The following is a 19,497-nucleotide window of genomic DNA, read 5'->3' on the forward strand; positions in this document are numbered from 1 at the left end:
GAGGGTGTAAGAATTACAGAATAGCCCGATTCATCTCATTTACGCATGGATATGTTGAGAAAAAGGAAATGCTCATAGCCGGAAAAGTTTATACAATAGAAGAGGAATAAGAACTGTGAAATTCGACTTTTGATGAAGGATTTCATATAATGTGAGCATATTGTGAACTATTTAAAATTGAAAGTTTAACAAAAAAACAAAAATTAAAATGATTTCCGTCCAGCTATGAATTTCAAAATTTGACGGAGGGAACGAGATGACAATGGAAGAGAGCAGCAGACAGGTACCTTGGCAGGCGTATTACGGACCTAATCTAGGTTATGTGCAGGACCAGTATGAAAAGTATGTAGCGGACCCCGGAACGGTTGATCCGGCTTACCGCGAGCTGTTTGATCAATGGGGTGAGCCGCCACAATCCGAATACTCGGCTGCTTCCATGATAGACAACAAATTGCAAGGCCCCCCCTCAAGTGCTCTGGGGCACCTTGATTCGAACACATTACAGAAAGCGGTTACAGCGGGGAAAATGGTGTGGAACATCCGCGAATACGGACATTTGGCTGCCCAAATAGATCCGCTGGGACTGGATGCCGAGCAGGATACACGCTTGCTTGATCCAGCCTCTTACGGTTTAACTGAACAAGACTTAAAGGCTTTTCCAGCCTCTTTAATATGGGATAACGCTCCTGCGGGAACACTTAACGGATGGGAAGCCATTCAACGGTTACGTGTAGCGTACACAGGGCCGATTGCCTATGAATTTAGTCATATCCATAACGAGGAGGAACGCCGCTGGCTGAACAGCTATGCAGAATCCGGCTGGTCCTCCAAGCCACTCACAACACAGGAACGCAAGTCGTTGCTGGGCAGATTGGTAGAAGTAGAACAGTTCGAGGAGTTTTTGCACAAAACATTTGTCGGACAGAAACGTTTTTCCATCGAGGGTAATGATGTGCTTGTGCCTGTACTCGACGAAATTATTCGTCTGACCACAAATGCAGGAGCAAGTCATGTCCTGATGGGTATGGCGCATCGCGGCCGTTTGAATGTACTGGCTCATGTGCTGGGCAAGCCTTACAGCAAAATTTTCTCTGAATTTCATCATTCTCCGAATAAGGATTTGATCCCTTCGGAAGGTTCTACAGGAATTAACTACGGCTGGACTGGGGATGTGAAATATCATCTGGGTGCTGATCGTTTTGTAAAAGATGGGGAAGCGGTGCAGGCCCGTCTAACATTGGCGAATAACCCGAGTCACCTGGAATATGTGAATCCGGTGGTACAAGGATTTTCGCGTGCGGCACAGGAAGACCGCAGTCAGGCTGGTTATCCGAAGCTGGATGTCAGCAAGGCGGCTACAATTATTATGCACGGTGATGCGGCTTTCCCGGGTGAAGGTATCGTGGCAGAATCGCTCAATTTCACGAATTTGCGCGGCTTCCGCAATGGCGGCTCAGTCCATATTATTGTGAATAATCGTCTGGGTTTTACAACGGAAAGTGTCGATTCACGTTCGACCCGTTATGCCAGCGATTTGGCTAAAGGCTATGAAATTCCAATTGTACATGTGAACGCGGATAATCCCGAAGCTTGTATTGCAGCAGCTCGCATGGCTGGCGAATACCGCAATCGTTTCAAAAAGGATTTCCTGATTGATCTGATTGGTTACCGTCGTTATGGTCACAATGAATCTGATGACCCGGAAACAACCCAACCGCTGGTATATCGCAAGGTGAAGAATCATCCGACGGTGAGTAAATTGTATGCTCAAAAGCTGATGAAGCAGGGGATTGTGGATGAAGGGTTTAGTGCTGGCCTCATTGAAAAGGTCCAAAACCGACTGAAGGAAGCGCATGAGCATGTGAAGAATCACCCGGTAGAGGAACCTGAAATTTCTCCTGTGAAGGCGAAACAAAATCAGGCGTCAATTGTACGTACTGCTGTAGAATTGAAAAAACTGCGCCAAATCAATGAAAACTTGCTCAAATGGCCACAGGCTTTTCATGTATATCCGAAGCTGGATCGAATTTTACAACGTAGAAAAACAGCTCTGAACGAGGGTGAAAAGGTAGATTGGAGCTTGGCGGAGACGCTGGCTTTGGCCACCATTCTCGCAGACGGCAAGCCTATTCGTATGACAGGTCAGGATGCGGAGCGAGCTACTTTTGCTCACCGTAACCTCGTGCTGCATGAGCCTGAAACAGGCCGTACACATTGCCCGTTGCATACATTGCCGGAAGCACGTGCTTCGTTCAGTATTCATAACAGTCCATTGTCTGAGGCGTCTGTCCTCGGCTTTGAGTATGGTTATAACGTGTATTCTCCTGAAACCTTAGTAATTTGGGAAGCACAATTCGGCGATTTTGCCAACTGTGCGCAGGTTATTTTCGACCAATTCATTTCCGCGGGCCGTGCCAAATGGAGACAGAAATCCAGTCTGGTGATGCTGTTACCACATGGTAGCGAAGGACAAGGACCGGAGCATACGAGCGCACGTCTGGAGCGTTTCCTCCAGTTGTCCGCACAAAATAACTGGACTGTCGCCAATTTGAGCAGTGCCTCACAGTATTTCCATCTGTTGCGCCGTCAGGCTGCATTAAGCGAAAGTGAGGAAGCCCGCCCGCTTGTGATGATGTCGCCGAAGAGCCTGATTCGCAACAATCGTGTCGCTTCACCTGCTTCTGAATTCAGCGAGGGAACATTCCGTCCTGTTTTGGAACAACCTGGTCTGGGTGCACGTCCGGATCGTGTAGAGCGCATTGTACTGTGCAGTGGCAAGATTGCCATTGATTTGGAAGAAGCGTTGGAGAAGGATAAGAGTGAGGCAGAAGAGCGTCTGCACATTATTCGAGTGGAGCAGCTATATCCTTTCCCGGAAGAGGAAATTCGAAGTATTTTCAGCCGCTTCCCGCAGGTTAAGGAGTTCGTATGGGCTCAGGAAGAGCCTAAAAATATGGGGGCCTGGAGTTACATTGAGCCTCGTCTGCGGAATGTTGTACCACAGGGAGCGGAAATTCGTTACGCAGGCAGACCGGATCGTTCCAGCCCGGCCAGCGGTTATCAGCAAGTACACAGCCTAGAACAACAGCGAATTATTCAATCGGCGTTGAAACAGGATTCCAAAAACAATATTACACTGGGGAGGTAGCGGCTGTGAGCGATATTATAGTGCCAGCAATGGGAGAATCCATCACGGAAGGAACAATCTCCAAATGGCTTGTAAAGGAAGGGGACTCCGTAGGACAGGGAGATGTTCTACTGGAGCTGGAAACGGATAAGGTCAATCTGGAAATTAGTGCGGAAGAAGCAGGTGTGGTCCAGAAAATCCTTCGTCAGGAGGGGGATACTGTGGTCATCGGTGAAGCTGTTGGCTTGATCGGAAGCGGCAGTGGTAGCGCGGAACCAACCGGTGCCGGAGAAGCAGCAGCGACTCAAGCGCCTGATGCACCGTCCGTAGCGACGTCACCGTCTTCCGTAGAAAGCGGCGGTAAAGCAGTAGAAAAGGCCGCACAGCCTATTTCATCTAATGGTGACGGGAATGGCCAGACGGCATCACCATCCGCCCGGAAGCTGGCGCGTGAGCGCGGAATTGATCTAGAGCAGGTACAGGGAAAGGACCCGCTCGGACGTGTATTTCAGGAGGACGTTAAAACGCATAACAGCGCTGAAGTGTCGCGTGCAGCATCTGTACCTGCGTCTCCCGCTACTAGCAAGCCTGTACCTCCGTCTCCAGCTCAAACGGAGTACAGCAAGCCTGTGGAACGACAGCGGATGTCCCGTCGCAGAGCGACGATTGCCAAGCGTCTTGTTGAGGCACAGCAAACAGCTGCCATGCTCACCACTTTTAATGAAGTGGATATGACCGCCATTCTCGATGTGCGTAAACGCCGTAAAGATAAGTTTAAGGAAAAACACGATGTAGGCTTGGGCTTCATGTCCTTCTTTACGAAGGCAGTGGTTGGCGCGCTCAAGCGTTTCCCTACCGTGAATGCAGAAATTAACGGCGATGATATCGTACTGAAAAAATACTATGATATCGGGATTGCTGTATCTGCCAAGGAAGGTTTGGTTGTGCCAGTTGTACGGGATGCCGATCGTCTCGGCTTTGCTGAAATTGAGAAGAGCATTGCAGATTTGGCTGGCAAAGCACGCTCCAATTCGCTTTCTCTGGCAGACTTGCAAGGAGGAACTTTTACCATAACCAATGGAGGTATTTTCGGTTCCCTGCTGTCTACGCCAATTCTCAATACGCCGCAAGTGGGTATTTTGGGGATGCATAAAATCCAACTTCGTCCGATTGCCATTGACGAGGAACGTATGGAAAATCGTCCGATGATGTATATCGCGTTGTCCTACGATCACCGTATTATTGATGGTAGCGAGGCGGTTCGTTTCCTGGTAACGGTCAAAGAATTGTTGGAAGATCCGGAATCATTGTTGCTGGAAGGATAGAATAAATCGGTAGGGTATCCTCTCTTCATTGTGTGACAAAAGCAGACTCTTGCGGGTCTGCTTTTTTTCCTGCATAGTGATAACATAAGGATACTGACATTACAGGCACTAGATTCAGAGAAGGGCGGGAATTGCTTTGGACAAAGACTTAGACTTGCGTTACCCGATTGGACCATTCGTTATTCCAGATACCATTACAGAAGAACAGCTTATCGCATGGATCCACGACATTGCTGAATTGCCTGCGCAGCTGCGTCAGGCGGTCGAAGGACTGAATGAGCAGCAGCTAAATACGCCTTATCGCGAAGGGGGCTGGACGATTCGGCAGGTAGTTCATCATTTGGCAGACAGCCATATGAACAGCTATATCCGTTTTAAGCTGGCGCTGACAGAGGATACACCGACGATCAAGCCATATGATGAGGGGCGTTGGGCTGAAATACCAGACGCCAGGGAGCTTCCACTGGAACCTTCGTTGCAATTGCTGGAAGGTCTTCATGAACGGTGGGTGACCGTGTTGCGTTCATTGGGAGAAGAACAGCTACACCGAACGTTTATTCATCCTGAAACGGGCCAGACGATCCGTCTGGAACGAAACATCGGCATCTATGCCTGGCATGGCAAACATCACATAGCTCATATTACTTCCTTGAGAGAACGGAATGCATGGTAATTTTTAAAACTATCACCAAATGAAATATAAAGGAATAAAAAAAGAAACCTTTAATGCCACTTTAATCGTGGTTTTAAAGGTTTCCTTTCTTAATTCCTCACAAGGATGATGACTTGGGCGAAGCTGATGAACCGGATGCCTCGGAGGCTCCAGACAAAATGGAAACAGAGGTCGCCCCTGCGTTAACATGACGGTCCAGCCAGTCAACGATGTCACTCATTACCTCGTCGCGGTTTGTTTCATGCAGCATCTCATGGCGACCGTCAGGGTAGAGGCGATACTCCACGTCCTGAAGCTCCAGGCTTCGATACATATCCACTAGCGACAACACCCCTTTACCGAACAAACCCACCGGATCACGATCCCCGGCAAAAATATAAACTGGCAGTTTGGGATTGATGTTTTTCAGCGAGGAAGGCCAGTGGATTTCTTGCAATAGCCTGAAAAAATCCAGAAAAAAGCCTGTCGTGCAAATAGCTCCACATAATGGGTCGTGCACGAATTGATCTACTTCCTCAGGATCACGAGATAGCCAGTCGAACGCCGTACGCACCGGACGAAAGGCACGGTTAAAGCCGCCAAAGACCATAGCGTTGAGCAGCATGCTGCGATGATCCATTCCTTGCAGCTTGGCTTGCAGCAGGGCAACTTGCTCACCGAGTTTTAGCAGACCACGTCGTCCGTTTGTTCCAGATAAAATAAACCCGTGATACTTCTGCCTGTCATCATACATAATTTTCTGGGTTAAAAAGGACCCCATGCTGTGCCCCAGCAAAAAACGAGACTGATCAGGGAATTCCTTGGCCGCAATTTCGCCTAGCTCCAGCATGCCGTTTGCCATTCGATTAAACGCATTGGCTCCCGGCATACCGAGCTTATCAGGATCACCAGCCGTGCGCCCGTGGCCGATATGATCGTTGGCATACACACCGTAGCCGGAAGCAGTGAGCTTTTCGGCCAGACGGATATAGCGGTAGGACGTCTCGCACATGCCATGCGAAATTTGAACAATCCCCTTAATGGGCAAATTCTGATCGGGCAGCCATCGGTAGGCAAAAAGCTCTGTTCCGTCATTTTCAGCGATGGTGAAGGTGTATTCCCGCATGATTAGACATCACATCCTTTAAGCTTTAAGGAAGATAAGATCTAAGTACGGTCATTCCGTCATTCAGCGTGTAACCGCTCAGATTAGCGGGCAGCAGGAAGCAATCTCCAGCTTTACAGGAAAGAGACTCCGTATTATTGTCCCATGTTATGGTCCCACTGCCTTCGCAAATCACGAGAATAGTGAAGCTGTCTTCCGTTGTGGAAAGTGCCCAACTTCCATCTACGATACCCTTTTCCACAACAAAATACTCACAGGCTGCCAGCTGGAGCCATTCTCCAGGCTGTAAACCGTCCGTTTTCATCGTTGTTGCACCTGCACCTTCGTAGGAGGTTACATTGAGGGAATCCTCAATGTGCAGCTCACGAGGCTTTCCGTCCAGACCGGGGCGATTGTAGTCATACAAGCGATAGGTTGTATCCGAATTTTGCTGAATTTCAGCAACGACAACGCCTGCACATAGTGCATGTACGGTTCCGGCGGGGATGAAGAATGTATCGCCTGCTTCAACTGGAACCTGACGCAAACTGCCGAGGATGTCTCCGCTTTCAAGAGCCGTACGCAGACTGTCGCGGGTTACACCTTCGGTCAGACCATAAATAATCTTGGCATCCGGCTTGGCATCAAGCACGTACCACATTTCGGTTTTTCCTAATTCTCCGGCTGGAAGTCCCGCGTAATCATCAGTCGGATGCACCTGAACGGACAAGTCATCATTGCAATCCAGTAGTTTGATCAAAAGTGGAAATCGTCCGCCTTTTTCCGATACGCCCTTGGCCCCGAGCCAATCCTGACCGTAGGTCTCGCGGATTTCATCCAGCCCTTTCCCTGCCAGCTCGCCATTGATGACCGTTGTTGTTCCGTTCGGATGATCGGCAATCATCCATCCTTCGCCAATATGCCCTTCTGGTGGGGTCAGACCAAATTGTTCTAAGGCTCGTCCTCCCCAAACTCTCTCTTTGAACTCAGGTTGAAATTGCAGCGGGTATGGCTTTAGCATAATTTCTCTCCTCCATAATGAGTAATGAGTGCGACCTAACAGAATAAGGAAATCAAAAACGTGCCGCTGGGGCAATAAACTGGGATGAATAGTACCCAAACGAGCTTGAAAAAAGATATATGTAAGGCGGCTAAAAAGCCGCTCATAACCTGAATATGCGAATTTAACAATCCGACATTATTTCTTTTCAACCGCCACTACGTAAGGCGAAGCGGCTCGTTGTAATTGACGATAAATAATGCTTTGACCGCTGGAGATCGGGAGAGCAGAAGCCCATTGAAGGACGGCTTCCGCTTCTTCACTGCCTCCGGCGTGCCCTGGATATAATACGGCAGTCAGAATCCCGCGTGGCCGCAGCAATTGCAAGGCAGCTTCAAGAGCGGCAAGCGTGCTGTCCGTATGCGTGATGACAGTAGGATCCGCGCCTTCGGACGGCAAGTAGCCGAGGTTAAACATGACCGCAGCGACTTTGCCATGCAGCATGTCTGGAACGGCCTCCCGCATTTTCTCATGACCTTGCAGCAGTAGCGAAACTTCTGCTAATGAAGGAGAGGCGTTTTCTTCCAGCCGACGACGGGCGAAATGCAATGCTTCCTGCTGGATATCGAAGCCGTAGACGCGGCCCCGTTTGCCAGCGGCTTTAGCGAGAAACAACGTATCTGCTCCTGTACCGACGGTGGCGTCTATAGCAGTATCGCCTGGCTGCACCCGCGCAGCCACCAATTGATGAGCGTAACTCAGGACGGATAGGAAACCCATTTAAGGCTGCCTCCAGTATTTTCCCTGCCACGTTTCACGTGATTTCAGTTCATCATCAATGGCGTTAAGCACTTCCCATTTTTTAAGCGACCACATAGGTCCCACCAGCAAATCGCGTGGTGCATCTCCGGTCAGCCGATGAACGATCATTTCGGGAGGTAAAAACTCCAGCGTATCAACAATCAGCTTAACGTATTCGTCCTTTTCCAGAAAGCGTAGCAATCCCGCTTCATACTGCTTGACCATTGGCGTTTTGCGCATGAGATGTAGCAGATGGATTTTGATACCCTGCACATCCATAGCCGCTACTGCACGTCCCGTATCGAGCATCATTTCATGCGTCTCTTGTGGCAGACCGTAAATAATGTGGGCGCACACGCGGATATTCCGCTTGCGCAACTTTTCCACCGCATCCAGATAGCATTGAGTATCATGAGCGCGGTTAATCAGCTCCGAGGTCGATTCATGGACAGTCTGCAGACCCATTTCGACCCACAGGTACGTGCGTTCGTTCAGCTCGGCAAGGTAATCCACTACATCGTCAGGAAGGCAATCAGGACGTGTAGCGATGGACAGACCGACAACGCCGGGCTGCTCCAGAATAACCTCGAAGTATTCTCGCAGTTCCTCAACCGGGGCATACGTATTTGTGTAGGCTTGGAAATAGCCAATATATTTGGCGTTTGGCCATTTTAGATGCTGCCGATCCCGAATCGTATTGAATTGGGTGACCAGATCATCACGGCGACGCCCGGCAAAATCACCCGATCCGCGTGCGCTGCAAAAGGTGCAACCCCCTTTGGCAATGGAGCCATCACGATTTGGGCAAGTAAAACCCGCATCCAGCATGACTTTAAACACTTTATTTTGAAATTGCTCGCGCATTTCGTAATTCCAAGTATGGAACCGTTTATCTCCCCACAGGAGAGGAGCAGGCAACAAATCTGTTTTCATGGGTGTACTCCTTTTTTTACGATCACCCTATTGTAACAAAAATCAGTCTTAATTGGGAATCATTTGACCGACAAAGTCAATAAAAAGTGCGGATTTTAATGCTTTCCGGATTGAAAAAGGTTACACAGTATGTTATATTGTAAGCGGTACCAGACATACGATAAAAGGACTGTTTTCGATCCTGAAGATAAAAGTTATCCATCGGCTAATGATTATTCTTCAGGGAGGCAGCTATGCTGTTTCTATCGCCTGCTTTAGGGTAAGTGCACGTCGGTTCCATCACAAATAACCCGTGAGGTGATCTTTTATGAATACGCAGGATAAGACGCGTATGGATAAAGTTACTGTTGAGTTAACCTTTGATGAGGCGTTGGCATTGACTGGTGTCCGTTTTGGGCAGGATCGTCAGATTGGAACGTCCGCACGTCAAAAAATCAGAGCGGCTTGCCAAAAGACAATTGATTTTTCACCTGCTGATGGGGTAGACTATGAACAATTAAATTAGTTGGACCCCAATCCAAATATATTGAAAAAGGAATTTCATTTCCGTATCTTCAAGCGGGGGTGAAATTCCTTTTTCCTTGATAACAGAGTATATGGAGGAGTAACATGCGTTTACGCGGAAGAAAAGGAATACGGGAAAGTCTGGAAGAACAGCAGGACCTGGTCATCTTGGAACCATCACAGTATAAAGGAAAATGGCAGCAGCTTTTTGGTAATGATCGCCCCATTCATGTGGAATTCGGTATGGGTAAAGGGCAATTTATAAGCCAAATGAGCTTCCGGAATCCGGAGGTTAACTATATTGGCTTTGATATGTATGATGAGCTGGTACGCCGTGCAACAGAAAAGTCTCGTCTGGCCTGGAGTGATTCAGAGGTTGATACGCCGCCTAATATCAAATTGGCACTGGCAAACATCGAACAGATCGAGAATGTTTTTGAACCAGGAGAAATTGAACGCATTTATCTGAATTTTAGTGATCCCTGGCCTAAAGCCAAACATGCACGTCGTCGGTTGACGCATCCGCGTTTTTTGGACAAGTACCGTCAGCTTTTGAACAGCAAAGGACAAATTCATTTTAAGACGGATTCGGAGACACTGTTTGAGTTTTCTCTGAATTCATTTGCCGACAGCGGTCTGCAAATGACGAATATTTCGTTAAACCTTCATCGTGAGGGGATCAACGAGGAGCATGTCATGACGGAATATGAACAAAAGTTCATGGGTAAAGGTATGAATATTCATCGTGTCGAGGTGCTGATCGGCAAAGATGTTTTGGAAGAGTACGAAAAAATACGCCTTGAAAAGTACGGAAAGTAAAGTTGCTTCAGATCAAACGGATGAAATAAATAAGACAGGGTGCTTCCTTTTAGGAAAGCACCCTGTTCGGTTCCAGTATATCCAAAATACTCTGTGCGCTCTGAAGAGGATAATATCGCGCTACATTATGGACGTGCTCCTGTCGCTTGCGGACGATTTCTGGAAAATCGTGTAGCAGTCGGTTCATCCATTTAACGACAACATCCAGCGAAGTAATCGGTTCTCCGAAGCCTTGAGCCGTAAAGTATTGACAATTTTCCTCCTCCTGTCCAGGGAGAGGTTTGTGAAACAGCATCGGAATCCCTTTGGCCAATCCCTCGGTGCATGTCATTCCGCCGGGTTTGGTAATGAGCAGATTCGATACCTCCATTAATTTGTCGATTTCCCGTGTAAATCCGAAGATGTGAATATTTGGATGGTTGAACCGGGGATCCAGTTGCATTTTACGACGAATTTTATCATTATGCCCCAAACAAAAAATAAATTGAATGTTTTCTCTCCAATCGGTAAGCGAACGATGTATGACTTCGTCGTTCATAAGGCCCCAGCCGCCGCCCATGACGAGTACAGTCGGGATGGGTTTAAGTCCAAATTGTTCTCTAATTTCATCGTGCCCAGGATGTTCCCAAAAATTTGGATGAACCGGAATACCGGTCACCTGGATTTTCGACACGGATACTCCGCGCGCGCGGAGCTTACGCATGACTTCAGGCGTAGATACAAAGTACCGGTCAACCTCGGGACTAATCCATGTTCCATGTGCATCGTAGTCTGTAATGACGGTACAAAGCGGAACATGTAAGCCTAAGCGCTTCAAACGTGAAATTACCGCGCTTGGGATGGGGTGAGTACATACCACCAAATCGGGACGAAGCTGCCGGAGAATGTTTCGGGTCTGTGTGTAGAACAGACGGTGCAAAGCGAGCGTTGTAAGACGGTTTAATGATTTTTTGTACTGATGACGGTAAACCAATCCGACTAGGCGAGGCTGCGATACAACAGTCTTCTTGTATGCTGTAATAATAAGCGGGGCCATTCTCGGATTCAAAAAGCTCCCCAGCTCCAGCACTCTTGTCTGCACATTCGGAGAAAGCTTCCGCAAGCTGCTTGAGAGCGCATAGGCAGCTTGAGTATGTCCGGCACCGAAACCTTCCGATAATAATAACACTCGTTTTTTAGCCACTCTCATTTCACCTGTTCCTGCTGGGATGTTCTCAATCATACCATATCGGCTTTAAGGCCAGAATGCAACCGTTCCTATTGCTGCAGACGTTCCGATGACTGCTCCTGCAAGTACATCCGTGGGGTAGTGGAGACCCAGATAAATCCGAGAAAAACCTACGATTATCGCTACAGGCAACAGCAGCAGTGTTAGCATTGGTGACTGTAGCATAAAAGGAACGGTAGCTGAAAAAATAGCGGTCGTGTGCCCTGAGGGAAAAGAATGATCCGACAAGGGGTTGCGGAATGTATTTGTACCTGGTAGCGCCAAGTATGGGCGAATCCGCGGGTACAGCTTTTTAACGATAGCTACGGGTATGTGACTGATCCCGAGAGCGATAGCTCCCTTCATACCGGAATCTTTCCATGGATTCGGAGTGAGCCACCAAATAAGGAGCGTGGAGGCTATTGTAAAGGTAGCCCCGCCTAAATGTGTGAGATAATAAAGCCAGAAGTTCAAAAAACGGTTGTGTAAGCGTCCGTTGATCCATTTGAACAACTGCTGCTCCAGATTTACAAGTTTTACGACTAGACGTTGCATTTGGTTTCCTCCGGTTGCCGTTTCAGGTCGGTCGGCAAATATTTTGAATCACTTTGACAGAATCAGGCCATAAGTAATTATTCTCTTGCTCTCATCATATTTTTAAACGCACTTCATTTCAAGAATCACCAAAGAATCACCACTTACTTGGTTCAATTCTACACAAAAATGTTAATGGAATATAAGCCGTATTGTATAACTTTCTTTGCGTTCATCCGTCTAATAAGATAGAGTGTTTAGAAGTGGTTGCTAATTGGCCCACAAAAAGGAGGGACCAAAGAAATAAAAAGTTAGCAAATGGATGAAAATAAGACCTAAGCGTCATGAATGAGAGGCCCAGCGCCGCAATCTCGGTTCAAACGGGAGTTTGTCGTGTTTTTTTGCTGCTGAGACCGGTTTTAGGACTTTGACAAAAGATTGAAAACCAACGAAAATCGTAATGGCATTCCTGTGTCAGCCAAAAGGGGGCTGCGCACAGCCAATGAAGAAAGCAAGGGTCGGGTCAAAAACTACAGAAAAGGCGCACAAAGCGCCGCAACTTGCGCTACACAGATAGAAAACAAACAAACGCAAGATTTTAAGGGGTATAAAAAGGGGGTAACAAGAGATCATGTTAGACGCCATTTTCGTGACGCTCCAGATCATACTGGCGGTGATCGCAGTCTATCAGTTTGCATTCTCCTTGTTCGGATTGGTTCGCAAGAAAAGGAAAGAGCAAGCAGCTCCAGAAAAATCATTTGCCGTTTTAGTCGCTGCTCACAATGAAGAACAAGTTGTTGGAGCATTGATGGAAAATTTGAAGCAACTTGATTATCCGAAGGAACTTTACGATGTGTTCGTGATCTGTGATAACTGTACAGATAAGACAGCGGACATCGTTCGCGCTCACGGTATGAATGCTTGTGAACGTACGAATCCGAATCTGCGTGGTAAAGGCTATGCTATTGAGTGGATGCTCAAGGAATTATGGGCTATGCCGCGCCAATATGATGCCATTGTCATGTTTGATGCTGACAATTTGGCGCATACGAATTTTTTGAGTGAAATGAACAATGATTTGTGCACAGGGGCCCGTGTTATCCAGGGGTACATTGATACTAAGAATCCTGAGGATTCTTGGATTACAGCGGCATACGGGGTATCTTATTGGTACATCAACCGTTTGTGGCAGCTGTCACGTCACAATCTGAACATGGCTAATTTCCTTGGTGGTACAGGCATGTGCTTTGAAACAAATCTGCTGAAGGAAATGGGCTGGGGTGCGACAAGTCTGGTAGAGGATTTGGAATTCACCATGCGCTGCACACAACGCAACGTATATCCAAGATTTAATTACGATGCCAAGGTATATGATGAGAAGCCGTTGACGTTCAAAGCTTCGTCCAGACAGCGTCTGCGCTGGATGCAAGGTCACTTCACGGTCGCTCGTCGTTATTTCTTCCCGTTGCTGTGGCAAAGTATCAAGCATAGAAGCTTGATTAAATTCGATATGGCTCTTTATGGTCTAAACGTGTATATCGTACTGTTCACCTTCTTGATGACAGTAGCTATGTGGATAGATATTGCGTTATTTGGTGGACCTAATATCGAAAATATCTATGTGCAATTCCCGGCTTGGACCGGTGTTATAGCAGTAGGTCTGAATATTACGACCTTTTTGATCGCGATGATCTTGGAAAAGGTCACGTTCAAAAAAGTATATCTGTACTTGCTGCTATTCCCGATCTATCTGGTTTCGTGGTATCCGATTACGTTCTATGCGTTCTTCACACAGAACAACAAGCAATGGAGCCACACTCAGCATACGCGTGTCGTTCGTCTGGAAGAGGTTCAGAGCAAGCAAGGTTAAGTACACGGTGGATTAGGGCTGTGTGTCCCACAGAGGATAAGCGTCACCTGTTTTTATAAAAGTGTTGACGCCTCAATAGTAACGTGATAAGATATTTGAGTATGTTAATTGAAAAGTATGGATTAACAAGCAGAAGGTCCGACTTCTCACCTGTCCGGTATTGCCGGCTGGTCATGATCCAATGATTTGTGAATTGAACTTTCATGATGAATTGAGTATCAGACAGGGATGTCGGCTGTATAGTCGTCATCCCTTTTTTGTGCTTAAACACAATACAACAATAACAGGTTCTGGAGGTGGAGGGTTATTAGTAAGGAACATATGATCAATGATGAGATTCGGGTGAGAGAAGTACGTCTAGTTGGTGCGAACGGGGAACAAATCGGGATTAAACCGACTCGTGAAGCTCTGCAAATGGCGATTGACGCAAACTTGGATCTCGTGAACGTGGCGCCTCAAGCGAAGCCGCCCGTGTGTCGGATTATGGATTACGGAAAATTCCGCTATGAGCAACAAAAGAAAGAAAAGGAAGCCCGTAAAAACCAGAAGATCGTTGACATCAAAGAGGTATGGTTCCGTTCCAACATCGAGGAACATGACTACCAGACCAAGTTTCGCAATGTGGTGAAGTTCCTGAATGAAGGGGACAAGGTGAAATGCTCCGTTCGTTTCCGTGGTCGTGAAATTACCCATGCTAATGTGGGTCAAAAAATTCTCGAACGTGTGAAATTGGAAGTTGCTGATCTTTGTACCGTGGAGCGCCAACCCAAGCTCGAAGGACGCAGCATGATTATGATATTGGCTCCAAAGAGTCAATGACAAATTAAGGAGGAAGTTCAATGCCTAAAATGAAAACACATAGCAGCCTTAAAGGCCGCTTCAAAATTACCGGTACTGGTAAAGTAATGCGTTACAAAGCTTACAAAAACCACTTGCTTTCCCACAAATCCAAACGTGCAAAACGCGTTCTGGGTACTAACCCTGAGATGGCACCTGGGGACGTTAAACGTCTGAAACAAGGTCTTGCTAACCTGAAATAGCACAAGCACGGCAATGAATAAAGTATAAACATTATTTGGGAGGTCTTTTGATATGGCAAGAGTAAAGGGCGGATTCGTCGTTCGTCGTCGTCATAAAAAAGTATTGAAGCTTGCTAAAGGTTATTTTGGTTCCAAACACCGCATTTTTAAAACAGCTAACGAGCAGGTAATGAAATCGCTTGTTTACGCATACCGCGACCGTCGTCAGACGAAACGTAACTTCCGCAGACTGTGGATCGTGCGTATCAACGCAGCAGCTCGTTTGAATGGTTTGTCTTACAGCAAATTGATGCACGGCCTGAAATTGGCTGGTGTGGACATTAACCGCAAAATCTTGGCTGATCTTGCAGTCAATGATATTAATGCATTCAACTCTTTGGCAACTGTTGCCAAAGGCAAAATCAACGCTTAATTATTAATAATGAAGGCGTGGAAACCACGAAAGTGGTAAAAAAGGTATCCCAAGCAGTACGCTGTGTAGGGATGCCTTTTTTTGTACATACTTAAAGCTACGAAAAGACTTAGTTTTCTCCAAAATACGAATAAATATAACGTGTGATGGCAGAATGTATGTTTTTTTTAATTTTGTAACGCTTACATTGATGGGATTTTAAAAAAAATTGACCCAAGGTTATTAATTGTCTAGATTTTAGCCGATCATAATTGTATAATCTCTAAAGTAAGTCTTCTGTACGATCTGTCTCGTCAGTAAATGACATGCATGAGCATGTACATTTTTAAAGAAAAGAGACAGTCCAGGGATCTAACACTAAGGGGGAACAGTATCAGCATGAAGAAAATGTTCAGTATGTCTTTGGTTATGCTGCTGGCGATCTCGGTCATTCTCGCAGGCTGCGGTAACAAAAATCAAGGTGCGTCCAACACAAATGGTGGAGACACAGGCGGTTCTGCCAAAACATCGAATGTCCAAATCGGCATGGTTACAGATGTAGGTGGAGTAAACGACAAATCGTTTAACCAATCTGCTTGGGAAGCACTGCAAGCCACTGAGAAAGAATCAGGCGCTAAAGTTAAATACCTGCAAAGTAAATCCGATCAAGATTATATTCCTAACCTGAACCAATTTGTTAAGGGTGATTTTAACCTGACTTGGGGGATTGGTTTTAATCTGGCGAATGCGATTGGACAAGTAGCGAAAGATAACCCCAACAAAAATTTGGCGATCATTGACAGTGTCGTGGATGCGCCTAACGTAAAATCGGTTGTTTTTGCTGAAAATGAAGGTTCCTTCCTGGTGGGGGTTGTAGCTGGTAAGCTTACCAAAACAAACAAAATTGGTTTTGTGGGTGGACAAGACAGCCCGCTGATCAAACGTTTTGAAAAAGGATTCGAAGCAGGGATTAAAGCTGTAAATCCAAATGCAGAACTGATAGTAAATTACACAGGTGCGTTTGATAAGCCGGATCTCGGCAAGGCTGCTGCTGCAACGATCTACAACGATGGTGCTGATATTATTTTCCATGCAGCTGGCGGATCAGGTACAGGCGTATTTAACGAAGCACTCGCACGTAAGCAACAAGGTCAGCAAGTATGGGTTATTGGCGTAGATAAAGACCAATCACTTGAGTTTGGTGACGAGGTAACATTGACTTCGATGGTAAAACGCGTAGATGAAGCTGTAAAACGCGTATCCCAGGAAGTAATTGACGGTAAGTTTAAGGGCGGTGTCGAAACACTGGCTCTGAAGGATAACGGAATTGGTTTGGCGGATACATCAACGAAAAACGTTCCTAAAGACGTGCTTGATCTTGTGGAACAATACAAGCAAAAAATCATTAAGGGCGAAATTACAGTTCCTTCGAAATAAGTCTGGCTTGAAGAACATAGAGGTGGCGACAAGGCTGGTTCATAAGACTAGCCTTGTTCTTACGTCTGGAGTTATACAGATAACGGTCAAAATCAGCTCATTGTTTGAGCACATACTATAAAGTGTATAAGGGTGATCTCATGGATGCAGCGACCCCAGTCGTTGAGTTAAAGCAAATTACAAAACGATTCCCCGGCATCGTTGCCAACGACTCCATCAGCATCAAGCTGCATAAGGGAGAAATTCATGCCCTTTTGGGTGAGAATGGCGCGGGTAAATCTACGCTTATGAATATTCTTTTCGGACTGTATCAGCCGGATGAAGGGACAATTGAAATCGGAGGTAAACCAGTACAGATTGATAGTCCAAATAAGGCGATTGATCTGGGGATCGGCATGGTGCATCAGCATTTTAAACTCGTGCAGCCGTTTACCGTTACCGAAAATATTGTCCTGGGCTCGGAGCCACGTAAGGGTCTGAAAATCAATTATAAAAAGGCTGCTGCAGAAGTACAGCGGTTGTCTGAGCAATATGGTCTTCAGGTAAATCCGAATGCCAAAATTGAGGATATATCTGTTGGTATGCAGCAACGTGTGGAAATTATCAAAACGCTCTATCGCGGTGCAGATATTCTGATTTTCGATGAGCCTACAGCTGTGCTGACGCCGCAGGAAATCACTGAGTTACTGGACATTATGAAACGCTTGGTAGCCGAAGGTAAATCAATTATTCTTATTACTCATAAACTCAAAGAAATCATGCAAATTGCAGATACGGTTACGATCATTCGTCGAGGTCAGGTTATTGATACGGTCAAAACGTCTGAAACAACACCAAATGAGCTGGCGGAGAAAATGGTGGGCCGTCGTGTGTCCTTTAAAGTGGATAAGCAGCTTGCTCAACCAGGACAAACTGTACTGGAAATGAACAATGTAATCTCTAAAAACAAGGATGGCATTAGTGTTCTGAATGAATTGAACCTGCAGGTCAAGGCGGGCGAGATTTTGGGGATTGCCGGAGTAGATGGCAATGGACAGAGTGAGCTGATTGAAGCTTTGACAGGCTTACGCAAGGTGGATGGCGGGAGTATCCGTTTGCTCGGACAAGAGGTAGCGAATCAGCCACCACGCAAAATTTCAGAAGCAGGAGTTTCACATATACCGGAGGACCGTCATAAGCATGGGCTGGTGCTCGATTTTTCCATGAGTGAAAATATGGTGCTGGAGACGTATTATCAGGCGCCTTACAGTAAAAATGGCTTCTTGAACAAAGATGCTATAGATAAGCAAGCAAAAAGTCTTATCGAGAAGTTTGATGTAAGAACACCAGATATTCACACCAAGGCAAGAGCGTTATCTGGTGGGAATCAGCAAAAAGCTATCATTGCGCGTGAAATTGATAAAAATCCAGACCTTCTCATTGCAGCACAGCCTACACGCGGTCTGGATGTCGGAGCTATTGAATTTGTCCAAAAACAACTGATTGCCCAGCGGGATCAAGGTAAAGCTGTGCTGCTCATTTCTTTTGAGCTGGACGAGATTATGAACGTATCCGACCGAATTGCTGTCATCTATGAGGGCAAGATTGTCGGTGAAGTGCTGCCGGAAGAAACGAATGACCAGGAACTGGGACTGATGATGGCAGGAAGTGCAGTGAAGAAAGGAGTAGAGAATGGCTAACCTATTGAAAATATTTACGAAAGACTCCTTTGTTCTGGCGCTGGTCTCTATTATTTTGGGTCTCCTTCTGGGTGCTGTCGTGATGCTGATTGGCGGGTATGATCCTATTGTTGCATATTCCGCTTTGTTTAGCCGTGTGTACGGAGATTCTTACAACTTTGGAGAGGCTATCCGTGAGATGACACCGCTGATTTTAACGGGATTGGCATTTGCCTTTGCGGCCCGTGCCGGATTGTTTAATATCGGCGGCGAAGGTCAGTTTCTGGTCGGTATGACAGCTGCTTCGATTGTGGGCATCAAACTCCATGGGCTGCCTGCTATCATTCATGCACCGCTGGCTGTGATTGCAGGAGCAGTTTTCGGAGGCCTGTGGGCTGCGATTGCTGGCTATTTGAAGGCTAAGCGAGGCGTAAATGAAGTTATTACATGTATTATGATGAACTGGATCGGTCTGTATTTGGCTAACTTGGTGATCAATCAGTTTGCACTTATGGAGGGTGAAAATCGTTCTGTGGATATTCAGCCTTCCGCTTCAATTTCCATTGAATGGCTGTCGCAGATGATGGGGAATGCTCGGGTTCATTGGGGCACGGTGATTGCTGTGCTGGCGGCAGTGTTTTTCTATATTTTCATGTGGAAAACGAAGCAGGGCTATGAGCTTCGGGCTGTCGGATTTAATCAGGATGCATCCCGTTATGCAGGCATGAATGTAAATCGTAATATCATAAAAGCGATGTTCATTAGTGGTGTTTTTGCCGGATTGGCAGGTGCCTTTGAAGTGCTGGGGGTATTCCATTATCAATCTGTCATGGCAGGATCACCGGGAACCGGCTTTGACGGTATCGCTGTGGCTCTGATCGGGATGAATAACCCATTCGGTGTGCTGCTGGGGTCTGTTTTGTTCGGAACGCTTACGTATGGTTCTGCGGGGATGAGCTTTAGCGCGGATGTACCGCCCGAAATTATCCGGGTTGTCATTGGCTCGATTATTTTCTTCATTGCGGCCCAAGGTATTGTACGTTGGGTTGTGAAGCCGCTCTACTCCAAGCGGAAGAAAGAGAAGGTGTTGTAAA

General features: G+C 46.6%; 18 protein-coding genes. 12 read left to right on the forward strand and 6 right to left on the reverse strand.

Translation table 11 applies throughout. The features are described from left to right. The first annotated feature begins 256 nt into the window (after positions 1 to 256). From AC6EJC_RS11205 to AC6EJC_RS11215, 3 genes are all read left to right on the forward strand, one after another. Positions 257 to 3,148, forward strand: a complete 2,892-nt coding sequence (locus AC6EJC_RS11205) for a 2-oxoglutarate dehydrogenase E1 component (RefSeq protein WP_444954032.1) — start codon at positions 257 to 259, stop codon at positions 3,146 to 3,148. A 5-nt stretch (positions 3,149 to 3,153) separates the two neighbouring features. After that, a complete protein-coding gene (odhB, locus tag AC6EJC_RS11210; RefSeq protein ID WP_444954033.1) occupies positions 3,154 to 4,452 on the forward strand; it encodes a 2-oxoglutarate dehydrogenase complex dihydrolipoyllysine-residue succinyltransferase in 1,299 nt (432 codons plus the stop codon). Positions 4,453 to 4,588: 136 nt separating this feature from the next. Next, positions 4,589 to 5,125, forward strand: coding sequence for a YfiT family bacillithiol transferase (locus tag AC6EJC_RS11215; RefSeq protein ID WP_444954034.1), 537 nt, complete (start codon positions 4,589 to 4,591; stop codon positions 5,123 to 5,125). A gap of 97 nt (positions 5,126 to 5,222) precedes the next feature. On the opposite strand, the gene AC6EJC_RS11220 is transcribed toward AC6EJC_RS11215, so the two are convergent. The 4 genes from AC6EJC_RS11220 to mnmL all read right to left on the reverse strand — a co-directional run bounded on the left by AC6EJC_RS11220 (position 5,223) and on the right by mnmL (position 8,943). Next, positions 5,223 to 6,230, reverse strand: a complete 1,008-nt coding sequence (locus AC6EJC_RS11220; RefSeq protein ID WP_444954035.1) for an alpha/beta fold hydrolase — start codon at positions 6,228 to 6,230, stop codon at positions 5,223 to 5,225. 25 nt (positions 6,231 to 6,255) lie between these two features. Then, positions 6,256 to 7,230, reverse strand: coding sequence for a type I phosphomannose isomerase catalytic subunit (locus AC6EJC_RS11225; RefSeq protein ID WP_444954036.1), 975 nt, complete (start codon positions 7,228 to 7,230; stop codon positions 6,256 to 6,258). Between the two features lie 177 nt (positions 7,231 to 7,407). After that, a complete protein-coding gene (mnmM, locus tag AC6EJC_RS11230; RefSeq protein ID WP_444954037.1) occupies positions 7,408 to 7,989 on the reverse strand; it encodes a tRNA 5-(aminomethyl)-2-thiouridylate-methyltransferase MnmM in 582 nt (193 codons plus the stop codon). After that, positions 7,990 to 8,943 (reverse strand): tRNA modification radical SAM protein MnmL/YtqA, encoded by a 954-nt coding sequence (mnmL, locus tag AC6EJC_RS11235; RefSeq protein ID WP_444954038.1) that lies wholly within the window; start codon positions 8,941 to 8,943, stop codon positions 7,990 to 7,992. A 307-nt stretch (positions 8,944 to 9,250) separates the two neighbouring features. Here mnmL and AC6EJC_RS11240 point away from each other — a divergent pair, with 307 nt between their 5' ends. Then, the gene (locus tag AC6EJC_RS11240) at positions 9,251 to 9,448 is read left to right on the forward strand and encodes a hypothetical protein (RefSeq protein ID WP_444954039.1); all 198 of its coding nucleotides are present in this window, start codon (positions 9,251 to 9,253) and stop codon (positions 9,446 to 9,448) included. A 104-nt stretch (positions 9,449 to 9,552) separates the two neighbouring features. Next, positions 9,553 to 10,266 (forward strand): tRNA (guanosine(46)-N7)-methyltransferase TrmB, encoded by a 714-nt coding sequence (trmB, locus tag AC6EJC_RS11245; RefSeq protein ID WP_444954040.1) that lies wholly within the window; start codon positions 9,553 to 9,555, stop codon positions 10,264 to 10,266. Positions 10,267 to 10,315: 49 nt separating this feature from the next. Here the strand turns inward: trmB and AC6EJC_RS11250 are convergent, their stop codons facing one another. Next, positions 10,316 to 11,449: an MGDG synthase family glycosyltransferase gene (locus AC6EJC_RS11250; protein WP_444954041.1), complete on the reverse strand. Its 1,134-nt coding sequence runs from the start codon at positions 11,447 to 11,449 to the stop codon at positions 10,316 to 10,318. A 51-nt stretch (positions 11,450 to 11,500) separates the two neighbouring features. Next, entirely contained in the window at positions 11,501 to 12,028 is a 528-nt protein-coding gene (locus AC6EJC_RS11255) for a phosphatase PAP2 family protein (protein WP_444954042.1), read from the reverse strand. A 610-nt stretch (positions 12,029 to 12,638) separates the two neighbouring features. Between AC6EJC_RS11255 and AC6EJC_RS11260 the strand changes: the two genes are divergently transcribed. From AC6EJC_RS11260 to AC6EJC_RS11290, 7 genes are all read left to right on the forward strand, one after another. After that, positions 12,639 to 13,877, forward strand: a complete 1,239-nt coding sequence (locus AC6EJC_RS11260; RefSeq protein ID WP_444954043.1) for a glycosyltransferase family 2 protein — start codon at positions 12,639 to 12,641, stop codon at positions 13,875 to 13,877. 321 nt (positions 13,878 to 14,198) lie between these two features. Further along, positions 14,199 to 14,696 carry a translation initiation factor IF-3 gene (infC, locus tag AC6EJC_RS11265; protein ID WP_010349250.1) on the forward strand — a complete coding sequence of 166 codons (498 nt, stop codon included), beginning with the start codon at positions 14,199 to 14,201 and terminating at the stop codon, positions 14,694 to 14,696. Positions 14,697 to 14,716: 20 nt separating this feature from the next. Further along, positions 14,717 to 14,917: a 50S ribosomal protein L35 gene (gene rpmI / locus AC6EJC_RS11270; RefSeq protein WP_013309379.1), complete on the forward strand. Its 201-nt coding sequence runs from the start codon at positions 14,717 to 14,719 to the stop codon at positions 14,915 to 14,917. Positions 14,918 to 14,969: 52 nt separating this feature from the next. Beyond that, on the forward strand, positions 14,970 to 15,329 hold the full coding sequence (gene rplT / locus AC6EJC_RS11275) for a 50S ribosomal protein L20 (RefSeq protein ID WP_007429517.1): 360 nt from the start codon (positions 14,970 to 14,972) through the stop codon (positions 15,327 to 15,329). 378 nt (positions 15,330 to 15,707) lie between these two features. Then, positions 15,708 to 16,745 carry a BMP family lipoprotein gene (locus AC6EJC_RS11280; protein ID WP_444954044.1) on the forward strand — a complete coding sequence of 346 codons (1,038 nt, stop codon included), beginning with the start codon at positions 15,708 to 15,710 and terminating at the stop codon, positions 16,743 to 16,745. Positions 16,746 to 16,885: 140 nt separating this feature from the next. Continuing rightward, positions 16,886 to 18,424, forward strand: coding sequence for an ABC transporter ATP-binding protein (locus AC6EJC_RS11285; RefSeq protein WP_444954045.1), 1,539 nt, complete (start codon positions 16,886 to 16,888; stop codon positions 18,422 to 18,424). Continuing rightward, positions 18,417 to 19,496: an ABC transporter permease gene (locus AC6EJC_RS11290; RefSeq protein WP_444954046.1), complete on the forward strand. Its 1,080-nt coding sequence runs from the start codon at positions 18,417 to 18,419 to the stop codon at positions 19,494 to 19,496. The genes AC6EJC_RS11285 and AC6EJC_RS11290 overlap by 8 nt, the downstream gene beginning before the upstream one ends. The last annotated feature ends 1 nt before the right edge of the window (position 19,497 follow it).

The sequence above is a fragment of the Paenibacillus sp. TY11 genome, assembly GCF_059772165.1.

Coding starts and splice junctions, on each gene's coding strand:
- AC6EJC_RS11280 (WP_444954044.1), top strand. CDS start 15,708: ATGAAGAAAATGTTCAGTATGTCTTTGGTTATGCTGCTGGCGATCTCG.
- rplT (WP_007429517.1), top strand. CDS start 14,970: ATGGCAAGAGTAAAGGGCGGATTCGTCGTTCGTCGTCGTCATAAAAAA.
- infC (WP_010349250.1), top strand. CDS start 14,199: ATGATCAATGATGAGATTCGGGTGAGAGAAGTACGTCTAGTTGGTGCG.
- mnmL (WP_444954038.1), bottom strand. CDS start 8,943: ATGAAAACAGATTTGTTGCCTGCTCCTCTCCTGTGGGGAGATAAACGG.
- AC6EJC_RS11285 (WP_444954045.1), top strand. CDS start 16,886: ATGGATGCAGCGACCCCAGTCGTTGAGTTAAAGCAAATTACAAAACGA.
- AC6EJC_RS11220 (WP_444954035.1), bottom strand. CDS start 6,230: ATGCGGGAATACACCTTCACCATCGCTGAAAATGACGGAACAGAGCTT.
- AC6EJC_RS11205 (WP_444954032.1), top strand. CDS start 257: ATGACAATGGAAGAGAGCAGCAGACAGGTACCTTGGCAGGCGTATTAC.
- rpmI (WP_013309379.1), top strand. CDS start 14,717: ATGCCTAAAATGAAAACACATAGCAGCCTTAAAGGCCGCTTCAAAATT.
- AC6EJC_RS11255 (WP_444954042.1), bottom strand. CDS start 12,028: ATGCAACGTCTAGTCGTAAAACTTGTAAATCTGGAGCAGCAGTTGTTC.
- mnmM (WP_444954037.1), bottom strand. CDS start 7,989: ATGGGTTTCCTATCCGTCCTGAGTTACGCTCATCAATTGGTGGCTGCG.
- AC6EJC_RS11240 (WP_444954039.1), top strand. CDS start 9,251: ATGAATACGCAGGATAAGACGCGTATGGATAAAGTTACTGTTGAGTTA.
- AC6EJC_RS11225 (WP_444954036.1), bottom strand. CDS start 7,230: ATGCTAAAGCCATACCCGCTGCAATTTCAACCTGAGTTCAAAGAGAGA.
- AC6EJC_RS11290 (WP_444954046.1), top strand. CDS start 18,417: ATGGCTAACCTATTGAAAATATTTACGAAAGACTCCTTTGTTCTGGCG.
- AC6EJC_RS11260 (WP_444954043.1), top strand. CDS start 12,639: ATGTTAGACGCCATTTTCGTGACGCTCCAGATCATACTGGCGGTGATC.
- trmB (WP_444954040.1), top strand. CDS start 9,553: ATGCGTTTACGCGGAAGAAAAGGAATACGGGAAAGTCTGGAAGAACAG.